Origin of the sequence: Pedobacter sp. (assembly GCF_046462515.1) — a bacterium.
Classification (GTDB): domain Bacteria; phylum Bacteroidota; class Bacteroidia; order Sphingobacteriales; family Sphingobacteriaceae; genus Pedobacter.
Genome location: NZ_JBKGVD010000005.1, coordinates 170627 through 178429 on the forward strand (window position 1 = coordinate 170627; position 7803 = coordinate 178429).

Here is a 7803-nt window from a genome sequence, read left to right on the forward strand (position 1 = left end):
GCGCATGAGTGAAGAATTAGATAACGTAAACGAAAATCAGGAATCTAACGGACAAGATAATAAGCATACTGTAATGCCTATTAACGGCTTGTATGAAAACTGGTTTCTGGATTATGCTTCTTATGTAATTTTAGATAGGGCCGTACCCCATATTAACGATGGTTTTAAACCGGTACAGCGCCGTATTATGCACTCGCTTAAGGAAATGGACGATGGACGTTTTAACAAAGCGGCTAATGTAATAGGGAATACCATGAAATATCACCCGCATGGTGATGCTTCAATTGGTGATGCAATGGTTCAATTGGGGCAAAAAGATTTGCTCATTGATTGCCAGGGAAACTGGGGCGATCCGGTTACAGGTGATAGTGCAGCGGCGCCACGTTATATTGAGGCGCGTTTATCTAAATTTGCCAATGATGTGGTATTTAATCCTGATACTACAGAATGGCAATTGAGCTATGATGGACGTAACCAGGAACCGGTAACTTTACCTGTTAAATTTCCTTTGCTACTTGCACAGGGAGCTGAGGGAATAGCTGTGGGGCTTGCTACCAAGATCATGCCGCATAATTTTGTTGAACTATTAGATGCTTCTATAGAAATTCTACGCGGTAATCGTTCTAACATATTGCCCGATTTCTTTACCGGTGGCATGGCCGATTTTTCTAACTATAATGAAGGGCAACGTGGCGGAAAAATCAGGGTTAGGGCTAAAATCACAGAGCGAGATAAAAAAACATTAGTTATTACTGAGGTACCTTACAGTACAACTACAGGCTCAGTAATTGATAGTATCCTTGCTGCTAATGATAAGGGTAAGATTAAGATTAAGAAAATAGAAGACAACACGGCGGCCAATGTTGAAATAGTGGTACATCTTGCGCCAGGTATTTCGCCTGATGTAACCATAGACGCTTTATATGCCTTTACTTCCTGCGAGGTATCTATCTCTCCGAATACCTGTGTAATTAAAGATGAAAAACCTTATTTCTTAAGTGTTAATGATATTCTAGAGCAGAACACCAAAAGCACAAAAGCACTTCTTAAAAAAGAACTCGAGATTAGATTGCACGAATTGCAGGAGAAGATATTCTTTAGTTCTTTACTTAAGATATTTATACAAGAAGGTATGTATAAGCATACCGATTATGAAAATTCGGGAGATTTTGATACGGTAGTTGCGGTGTTGCATCGTTTGTTTGAACCATTTAAACCTTCTTTATACCGCGAAATACAGCCTGAAGATTTCAAGAAGCTGATCGATAAACCGATGAGTAGCATTACACGCTTTGATGTGAAAAAGGCAGATGAGCAGATGAAAGCGCTTGAAGAAGAGATCAAACAAGTTAAAAGCAATCTGCGTCATCTTACAGAATACACCATTGCATGGTTCCAGAAAATCAAAGATAAGTACGGTAAAGGTCGCGAACGTAAAACAGAAATCAGGTTATTTGATAAAGTAGAAGCTGCAAAAGTAGCCTTGGCTAACGTAAAACTGTACATGAACCGCGAAGATGGTTTCATTGGGACGGGTCTTAGAAAAGATGAATTTGTGGGCGATTGTTCTGATATAGATGAAATTATCGTTTTCAGGGAAGACGGACGTTTTATCGTAACCAAAGTAGCTGATAAAACCTTTGTAGGTAAACATATAATACATGCTCAGGTATTTAAAAAAGGCGATGATCGTACGGTTTATAATATGATCTATAAAGATGGAGGTAGCGGCATTAGTTATATCAAACGTTTTTCTGTTTTAGGGGTAACCCGCGATAAAGAATATGATCTGACTAAAGGTACCAAGGGATCTAAAGTATTGTACTTTACGGCAAATCCAAATGGAGAGGCAGAGATCGTTACCGTTCAGTTAAAGCCGCATTCAAAACTTAAGAAATTAAGTATTGATGTTGATTTTGCCAATGTTGCGATAAAAGGCCGGGGTTCTATGGGCAATATTGTAGTTAAGTATCCGGTTAAAAAAGTATTGCTGAAGAGTAAGGGCGTTTCTACACTGTCGGGCATCAAAATATGGTATGATGATATTTTAAAACGTTTAAATGTGGATGGTCGTGGTAAATACCTCGGTGAATTTGATGGCGATGATAAGATTTTGCAGGTATATGGTAGCGGTACTTATGAGCTGAGCACATTTGAACTGAACAACCATTTTGATGAAGGTATTGTACTCATGCAGAAATTTAATCCCGAACATGTTTACAGTGTTGTACACTATGATGGTAAGGCCAAGAACTATTTTATAAAGAGATTTGTTTTTGAAACCCAGCCTATTGGTAAAGTAGTGAGCTTTATCAGCGAAGAAAATGGTTCTAAAATGATTCTCATTACCGGAAAATCTGACGCCAAGATCATATTGGATGTAGAAAAAGGAAAAACTAAGATGCCAGAAAGTTTAGAGTTGGAACTTGCAGGATTGATAGATGTTAAAGGCTGGAAAGCCAATGGTAACCGTTTATCTCCGCACGTAGTTAAACAGGTACAACTTATAGATGCTGAACTTGAAATAGGTATTGTTGAAGAAGAAGAATCACTACAGAATAACGATGCAGAAACTACAGAAGAGGAAGTAAATAGCGCAGAAACTGGTTCGGGAGAAACTGAAAAGGAGGAAACGCCTAAAGCTAAACCTACATTCAAATCGACTGCTAAGCCCGAAGCTTCTGAACCTGCTGTAGAGAAACCGGAACCAAAGCCAAAAGAAAATGAAGAACCAAAACCCGAAAAGAAGAAAATATCATTTGAAATTACCAATCCTGATGATATCAAGATGGATGATAAAGGACAGTTAGGTTTTTTCTAAGCTAATTTAATAGAAAAGTAAGGCATTGTGCCTTACTTTTTATTCTCTATATTTGCCTTACTCAAAGGGGTGCTTGTTTATTTTAATTCATTATTAACAGGCTGAGATTATACCCGGTTTTTGAGTTGAAAGTAGTGTGTTTAAAGTTTAACTGTCACACTTTTAACTTTTACTTTCCGCTTTTAACTTTTAAAACGCACCTGATGCGGATAATACCGACGTAGGGAGGAGGTTACACTGCAATACTGTTTTGCCCTGAAAGCAGTTATTCAATTAATTTTCTTGGTTTTGAATTAAAATTCATTGAAGATGGAATTTCAGGAATGGCTTTCTTTATTTAAAGAACAGGTATTGGCAACTTCTTTTTTAGAATGGTTTGCAGTTGTTTTTGGTGTGGCCGAAGTTTTATTGGCACGTAAAAACAATATTTTATTATATCCAGCAGGTATCATATCTGTTGTATTGTCTATGTATCTTTTGTTACATGCCATGCTCTATGCCGAAGCTTTGTTAAATCTGTATTATCTGATCATGAGTGTTTATGGTTGGGCAGTATGGGGGCGACGAAATTATCGAGGAGCTTTAACTGTATCATGGACCAATAAACGCGAAATGTTTGTGGCTTGTTTAATAGTTGCAGCAGGTTATGTGGTACTATATACCGTACTGCTTAAATTTACAAAATCTGATGTGCCTGTTTTAGACGCTTTTGTTTCATCTACTGCCTGGGCAGGCATGTGGCTGCTGGCACGTCGCAAGATAGAGAACTGGATTTTTCTGAATATTTCCAATATTGTGGCTATACCTTTGCTTATACATAAGGGTTTGCTCATGATGGCCTTACTTACGGCTTTCTTGTTTGCCGTAGCCATTTTTGGATTTATAGATTGGAAAAGATTATATAAAGCGCAATATCAGCAGCAATGGGTATAGATATGGAAAGCATTTTAACAAAAGAACATCGTGAGCTGGTACGTTCTTTAGCGGCAGAATCAGAAAAATCAGGTCAATTGCATCCCTTATTATTAAATATGGCTTATCAGCATAACTGGTTTAAACTTTTTGTGCCCGAAGTTTATGGCGGACCAGGTATGAAACTGCCCGATATCTTAAAATTGGAAGAAGAACTAGCTTATTTAGATGGAAGTCTGGCATGGACCATAACATTATGTAGCGGGGCTTCGTGGTTTACAGGATTTATAGAACCCTCATTGGTTAAAGACATCTTGACAGATGAACAGGTTTGTTTTGCAGGTAGCGGTTCAATAGGAGGCACAGCCAGAAAAACAGCGAAAGGCTATATTGTTAATGGTAAATGGCAATATGCAAGCGGTGCATTGCACGCTACAGTTTTTACTGCTAACTGCGTTTTGCAGGATGATAAAGGTAATACTTTGCAAGATGGTGAAGGCAATGCTTTAAGCAAATCATTTGTTTTTAAAAAATCAGAAGTACAGGTGCTGCCGGGCTGGTCATACATGGGTATGGTTGCTACAGGAAGTCATGCGTTTGAGGTAAACGAATTAGAGGTGCCAGAAAACCGCTCTTTTGTGATTAATGCACACATACAGATAACGGATGAAGGATTTGATTATCCTTTTCTTCAACTGGCAGAAACTACACTTGCTGTAAATAGTTTGGGAATGGCAAGACATTTTACAGATTTAGTAGAACAGCATTTCTTTACCAGAGCAGCGGCTAAAAGATATGAAGCTCAACAAATTAATATTTTTGCAATAGAACTCAAAAAAATCAAAGATGAACTGAAAACTATTCGTAATGAATTTTATCAAGTTTTTGAAGATTCATGGCAACAGTTAAGAACAAATAGAGCCATTGATGAGAATACTTTGCTTAGAGTAAGTAAATTAAGTAGAGCGCTGGCGCATCAGGCCAGAACAGGTGTAGACAAACTTTACCCTTATGCCGGCTTAGAAGCAGCAAAAAAAGAAACAGAAATGAATAGGGTATGGCGTGATCTGCATACTGCTAGCCAGCATGCTTTGCTTACGTTTGATCTTTAATTATAATCTAACCCCTAAAATAATAGAGGATATTTAAAGCCTATTCTTTCGTTGTCATTTTGAACTTGTAATAATAACGAAAGGCTTTAAATATCCTCTTCTTTTTGATCAATTACTGATACTGAATGTAAATAGGAACGGGTTTTAATTTCATGAGTTCCTCAGGAGTCATTAAACGATTGGGTGTTTTTTTCAAATCGTTTTTATAGAATAATTTGAAACCCGTAAACTGTACCGGTTCACCATAAATAAAATGCCTATAAGTTCCTAATTTCAAATCAGGTTCTCCCCAGCCATCCATATGCATTACAATCTGTACCTCTGGTCTTAATTTAATATTTTGATAGTTGGTAACCATTTTCTTGGTAAAACGATGTACTACAAATACTTTAGGAGGTAAATTGTGTTTCTTTACAAGGTCTGCAAGATAACCTGATACATAGTTAACATCTGCAGCGTCATAAGTACCAATTTTTTTACCTGGAAGAGAACCATCTTTCATAGAAAACTCAGGGTCTATACCTAAGTGCACGTAAGGCAGTTCCAGGTATTTTTCAATATGAGGAAGTTCAGATTTGATGTTACTTAATGCTACTTGTAAATCTAAAAATACAATCGTATTTGGGCGCATTTTGGCAATTTTCAATACAGAATCGATCTGAGAGTTAGCCATGCGGTTAATGTATTTACCATCTTTACCCGCAGTACCACTTGCAACAGCGGCTATATAGTGTAAACCAGCTTGTACAGGCGTACTTGGGTCTACTTTTTCCCAATGCTTGATTTCTGCGTTTAAGCGTTTCCACATTTCTTTAGGCTCATACTCACCCAGAGCACCCATTTTTTTTGAATGCAGATTGCCATAATAAACCACAATACGTTTAAAAGGTAGAATAGCACCAGCCAATGGGTAAGGTTGGTTTTTTACAGGCCATTTTCCGGTAGTATCACCATTTGCCAGTTTTTTTACCAGTTCATTGTACTTTGCTGTATCAACAGGTGTTCTGGTATCTATTTCTTCTTCCGCTACGGTTTCGGTTCCTGTGCTATCCGTTTTCTTAGAACCGTTAGTTTTACCAGGTACTTTTTTAGCATCAGAAGTACAGTAAGAGAATGTACTGATTACTAATGCAGCTAAGGCCAGTGCCCCTGCCATCCTTTTTAATTTCATGTTAGATATAAAAATTTAGTTTTCCCAATTTGCCAAAAGTAAGCTAATTAAACAAGTAAAATTGTGATAATTATCAACACTTTAACATTATAATTCCTTATTTGAATTTGAGCTTAAAATAAGGGTTAAAAAAAAGCTCCGAAAATTACTTCGGAGCTTTTTTTATTTTAATTTTTAATGTATAAACTAAGCTACGATTGCCTCAGCTAATACAATGATTTTATTGTCTAAAACTTCAACAACCCCACCTTTAATGTTAAAGATTTCTTCGTTGTTACTGTTTTTAACTATTACTGGTCCATCTTCCAAAGTTGATATAATAGGAGCATGATCTCTCAAAATCTGAAAAGAACCTGATGTTCCCGGCACAGTAACCGCAATTACTTCGCCTTCATAAACTTTTTTATCCGGAGTTAATATTTCTAAATTCATTCTTTAATTAGATTTGAGATTTGAGATCGAGATTTGAGTCTAACTCATTGTCTCATATCTCAATATCTGGTGTCTCACATCTCTTAATTAGCCTCGGCTAATAATTTTTTACCTTTTTCAATAGCATCTTCTATCGTACCAACTAAGTTAAATGCTGCCTCAGGGTATTCATCAACCTCACCATCCATGATCATGTTAAATCCTTTAATGGTTTCTTTAATGTCAACTAATACGCCTTTTAAACCGGTAAACTGTTCTGCAACATGGAACGGCTGAGATAAGAAACGTTGTACACGGCGGGCTCTGTGTACAGTTAATTTATCTTCCTCAGATAACTCATCCATACCTAAGATGGCAATGATATCTTGAAGTTCTTTGTAACGTTGTAGAATTTCTTTAACGCGTTGTGCTGTATTGTAGTGCTCATCACCTAAAACAGCAGGGTTTAAGATACGTGAAGTAGAATCTAATGGATCTACCGCAGGATAAATACCTAACTCAGAAATTTTACGTGATAATACGGTTGTAGCGTCTAAGTGGGCAAATGTTGTAGCCGGAGCAGGGTCAGTTAAGTCGTCGGCAGGTACATATACAGCCTGTACAGAAGTAATTGAACCGCGTTTAGTTGAAGTAATACGCTCCTGCATTAAACCCATCTCGGTAGCTAATGTAGGCTGGTAACCTACTGCCGAAGGCATACGGCCTAAAAGTGCCGATACCTCAGAACCTGCTTGGGTGAAACGGAAGATGTTATCAACGAAGAAAAGGATGTCTTTTCCTGCGCCTTCACCATCTCCATCGCGGAAATATTCAGCAACAGTTAATCCTGATAGGGCTACACGAGCACGTGCGCCAGGAGGCTCGTTCATCTGTCCGAATACCAATGTTGCTTTTGAATCTTTTAATTTTTCAGTATCTACTTTAGATAAATCCCATCCACCTTTTTCCATTGAGTGTAAGAATTCATCCCCATAAGTGATTACACCAGACTCGATAAACTCGCGTAAAAGGTCATTACCTTCACGGGTACGCTCACCCACACCGGCAAATACAGATAAACCTGAATAAGCCTTGGCAATGTTGTTTACCAATTCCATGATCAATACGGTTTTACCTACACCGGCACCACCAAATAAACCGATTTTACCACCTTTTGCATAAGGCTCTAATAAATCGATTACTTTGATAACTGTAAAAAGTACCTCTGTTTCAGTAGAAAGCTCATCAAATTTTGGTGCTTCTCTGTGGATAGGCAGACCTGTATTTTTAGAAACCTGCTGAATTCCGTCGATCGCATCACCCACTACGTTGAATAGACGCCCGTAAACACCGTCACCAGTGGGCATCGTGATTTG

Annotated in this window: 6 protein-coding genes; 3 read left to right on the top strand and 3 right to left on the bottom strand. The window is 37.8% G+C overall.

The annotated features are described in order from the left end of the window. Positions 1-4 precede the first annotated feature (4 nt). From ACLHG9_RS05745 to ACLHG9_RS05755, 3 genes are all read left to right on the top strand, one after another. Positions 5-2821, top strand: a complete 2817-nt coding sequence (locus ACLHG9_RS05745; protein WP_410220544.1) for a DNA gyrase/topoisomerase IV subunit A — start codon at positions 5-7, stop codon at positions 2819-2821. Positions 2822-3130: 309 nt separating this feature from the next. Then, positions 3131-3754, top strand: a complete 624-nt coding sequence (pnuC, locus tag ACLHG9_RS05750; RefSeq protein WP_410220539.1) for a nicotinamide riboside transporter PnuC — start codon at positions 3131-3133, stop codon at positions 3752-3754. A gap of 2 nt (positions 3755-3756) precedes the next feature. Next, complete coding sequence (locus ACLHG9_RS05755) at positions 3757-4845, top strand: acyl-CoA dehydrogenase family protein (RefSeq protein WP_410220540.1); 1089 nt, start codon at positions 3757-3759, stop codon at positions 4843-4845. Between the two features lie 112 nt (positions 4846-4957). On the opposite strand, the gene ACLHG9_RS05760 is transcribed toward ACLHG9_RS05755, so the two are convergent. The 3 genes from ACLHG9_RS05760 to atpD form a co-directional block, all read right to left on the bottom strand. Beyond that, positions 4958-6016 carry a hypothetical protein gene (locus ACLHG9_RS05760; protein ID WP_410220541.1) on the bottom strand — a complete coding sequence of 353 codons (1059 nt, stop codon included), beginning with the start codon at positions 6014-6016 and terminating at the stop codon, positions 4958-4960. A 186-nt stretch (positions 6017-6202) separates the two neighbouring features. Further along, the gene (atpC, locus tag ACLHG9_RS05765) at positions 6203-6448 is read right to left on the bottom strand and encodes an ATP synthase F1 subunit epsilon (protein ID WP_410220542.1); all 246 of its coding nucleotides are present in this window, start codon (positions 6446-6448) and stop codon (positions 6203-6205) included. Positions 6449-6531: 83 nt separating this feature from the next. Continuing rightward, positions 6532-7803, bottom strand: a 1272-nt coding sequence (atpD, locus tag ACLHG9_RS05770; protein ID WP_410220543.1) for a F0F1 ATP synthase subunit beta, incomplete at its 5' end; no start/stop codon positions are given.

Coding starts and splice junctions, on each gene's coding strand:
- atpC (WP_410220542.1), bottom strand. CDS start 6,448: ATGAATTTAGAAATATTAACTCCGGATAAAAAAGTTTATGAAGGCGAA.
- pnuC (WP_410220539.1), top strand. CDS start 3,131: ATGGAATTTCAGGAATGGCTTTCTTTATTTAAAGAACAGGTATTGGCA.
- ACLHG9_RS05755 (WP_410220540.1), top strand. CDS start 3,757: ATGGAAAGCATTTTAACAAAAGAACATCGTGAGCTGGTACGTTCTTTA.
- ACLHG9_RS05760 (WP_410220541.1), bottom strand. CDS start 6,016: ATGAAATTAAAAAGGATGGCAGGGGCACTGGCCTTAGCTGCATTAGTA.
- ACLHG9_RS05745 (WP_410220544.1), top strand. CDS start 5: ATGAGTGAAGAATTAGATAACGTAAACGAAAATCAGGAATCTAACGGA.